Origin of the sequence: Bartonella sp. SD1336NMGDW (assembly GCF_042193565.1) — a bacterium.
GTDB lineage: Bacteria > Pseudomonadota > Alphaproteobacteria > Rhizobiales > Rhizobiaceae > Bartonella > Bartonella grahamii.
The window spans coordinates 1-540 of sequence record NZ_JBHILW010000109.1; the positions used below are offsets into that span (position 1 = coordinate 1).

A 540-nucleotide genomic window follows, 5' to 3' on the forward strand; every position below is an offset into this window, starting at 1 on the left:
TAATCGGTGCCAATGCTTCTGCTTTGAGAAACCCTGTTGGTTGTTTCGTTTCTACTGTTTGATAATTAGAAGAAACAAAAGCTCCTTTCGCCCATAGCCCTGCCTCTGCTACCCGCCGGTGTACAAGACCTTGTAAACGTTTGCCTCCCGCTTTGGTCCATTTTTGTAATTCAAAGGGAACTGCTTCATAATCCCCCCGATTAAGCCTTTTAAGCAATGTAGAGCTTTGGAAAGCTGCAATACCTACATTATAACAAAAGGAAACAAGAGCGCCGAACTGCTCGTCGCTTAAATTCACACAAACTGCTTTTTCTACCGCTCTCTCATATTGCTGCAAATCTGCTAAAAGCATGGTTTCGGCTTTTTTTTCTGTAATCACCATACCCTCAACAACTGTTGGTTGACCGGCTTTTTTCGTATGACCATAACCAATGGTCCACACGCCAGAAGCATCTTGATAAGCCTGCAAGCGCAAACCTTCCCACTTTTTTAAACAGTATAAACAGTCTTTACTTATTTTCCGTGCCATTGTTCAATTCA

At 42.4% G+C, this 540-nt stretch carries 1 protein-coding gene; it reads right to left on the reverse strand.

Annotated elements, in window-relative coordinates:
• A partial coding sequence (locus tag ACFIKH_RS09435) for a lysozyme (RefSeq protein WP_375671559.1) occupies positions 1-529 on the reverse strand: 529 nt, incomplete at its 3' end.
• Between the last annotated feature and the right edge of the window lie 11 nt (positions 530-540).